This window comes from Kribbella sp. NPDC048915, from assembly GCF_040649595.1.
Lineage (GTDB): Bacteria > Actinomycetota > Actinomycetes > Propionibacteriales > Kribbellaceae > Kribbella.
The window spans coordinates 1-1,900 of sequence record NZ_JBEZFT010000155.1 but is presented as its reverse complement, the minus strand read 5'-3'; the positions used below and the strand labels follow the sequence as shown (position 1 = coordinate 1,900).

The window sequence follows — 1,900 nt, the reverse complement described above, 5'->3', positions numbered from 1 at the left end:
AATCCGAGAGCGGAGCCGCGGAGGTGTTCGAGGCGGCCGTTGATCGCCTCGGTCGGTCCGTTGGACGTGCCCGGCCGGTCGAAGTAGGCCAGGATTGGGCCAGCAGCTGTTCCAGGCTCGACGCGGCTCGGCTCCGGCTACTTGTCCTGCTCGGTGTCCTTGGTCCGCTCGGCGCCCGTTGCGGCGCCACCCTTCCGCGCCTCAGGCGTCGTAGCCGGAGCCTCGGGCCTTCCAGGCTCAGCCACTCCGGCGAACGCGGCGTGCTGAGCAGAACCACGCTGATTCGCCGCAAGCACCGGTAAACTCCCACGCTGCTCCGGCGGCACCACGGTATTCAGCTTTTGTGCGAACTGCCGAAGCTCTTGCCCCTGAGCCATGGTGTCGATCAGAGTCGACATCGTCCGCGGATCGCGCTTGTACCGGTTCAGCATGTCCTGCAGCGCTGCCTGAACCCGTTCCGGATTCTCGTCGAGCTTCCGGATGAGGAACTGGTTCAGACTTTCGACCCGCATCGCGTGCGGCCCGCTCGACGGCGGATCGAAATCCTTGAGGTTGTCGGTGACCAGGACGGCCGACCCGCTGTGCACCGCGCCCGCCAGCACATGGCGGTCCTTGGGATCGGCTTGCATCTGGTCCTGCAGACCCTGCGGAGGGGTCTCCGTCAGGGCGTTCGGGAAGGCCCTGTTCATCGTCCTGATGCGTTTGTCGATGTCCGCCTCGGACAGACCCTCGGGGCGATTGCGCCGCATCTCGTCGATGACGTGCTCGGTCCAGCGTGGCTCGAACACGCGGCGGTTGGCCACCGACAGCAGGACGTCCGTGGTCTGCTGTCCACGGATCACATTCGCATCCAGGAAGGCTCGCTCGACTCCGAGAGAGTCCGGCCGTTCCGACTCGGTCATGACGTTTCGTCGTCGTCCGGGTCGCCGCCCATCAGCTCGTCCAACGCGGCTTGCTGCTCGGCGTACCGCCGGTTGTCCCATTCGATAAGGTCGGCCAACCGCACCCAGTCGACGTGCTCGGTCGATCGGAACGGCACAGCGCCCTGCGCGACGTTCTTCCGCAGGTCGTCCCGCCCCATCCCGATCGCGGCAGCCGCCTCGTCGATCGGCAGCTCGGGCCGCAACGGAACGATCTTCACCCCGTGCCCCGCCCGCATCGCCTCGAGCACGTGCGAGATCGCCCGGTACACCGCCGGAGGAATCTCTTCCCGCCGCCCGTCCGGCCCGACTACCGCCGGCCCGCCCGGCGTCGTCTGCCGCTCATCCTCATCCAGCAGATAAATCCGCGAGTCCATCGTCGGCCGAAACATACCCAGCAGTTTAGTTGCCGACAGTCTCAGACCACGCCCACTGCGCGGCGCCTGTGGACAACTCCCGGCCGTTCAAACATTCGACGCGGATCGCGTGGGCCGTGCCTGCCCACCGTGCCGATAGCAGGTACGGCGAGGCGTCTACCGACCAGATCGCTGCAGGCGTTCGCAAGTCGGCTGTGGCCCTACTTGTCCTGTTCCGCGCTCTTGGTCCGCTCGGCTTGGTTCGCGACGCCGCCCTTCCGAACTTCAGGCGTCCGGGGCGGCGCCTCAAGCGTCCCCACCTCCGCCAGCCCGGCAAACGCGGTATATGCCGGCGTCCCCTTCTGCGGCCCGGCCAACACAGGCGAAGTCCCACGCTGCTCCGGCGGCACCATCTCGTTCAACCGCTGAGCAAACTCCCGAAGCTCATGCCCCTCAGCCAACTGTCAATCAACGCCGACATCGAGCGAGGCTCCCGCCGGTAGCGGCTGACCATCTTCTGCAAACCGGACCTGAGTCTTATCAATTTAGTGCGCACCGTTGGGTCAGGTGATCTGGGCGAGGGCGTCGCGTAGGTCGGTAGGGAGTGGGTCTTCGGCGGTGAGC

The 1,900-nt window shown here is 66.4% G+C and carries 2 protein-coding genes and 1 pseudogene; all 3 read right to left on the bottom strand.

Annotated elements, in window-relative coordinates; all coding sequences use genetic code 11:
* Positions 1-95 (bottom strand): annotated as a pseudogene (locus AB0B82_RS35385) (transposase); the annotation flags it as partial.
* Positions 96-137: 42 nt separating this feature from the next.
* On the bottom strand, positions 138-902 hold the full coding sequence (locus tag AB0B82_RS35380; RefSeq protein WP_360178961.1) for a PIN domain-containing protein: 765 nt from the start codon (positions 900-902) through the stop codon (positions 138-140).
* Complete coding sequence (locus AB0B82_RS35375; protein WP_360178958.1) at positions 899-1,312, bottom strand: hypothetical protein; 414 nt, start codon at positions 1,310-1,312, stop codon at positions 899-901. The genes AB0B82_RS35380 and AB0B82_RS35375 overlap by 4 nt, the downstream gene beginning before the upstream one ends.
* Positions 1,313-1,900: the final 588 nt, after the last annotated feature.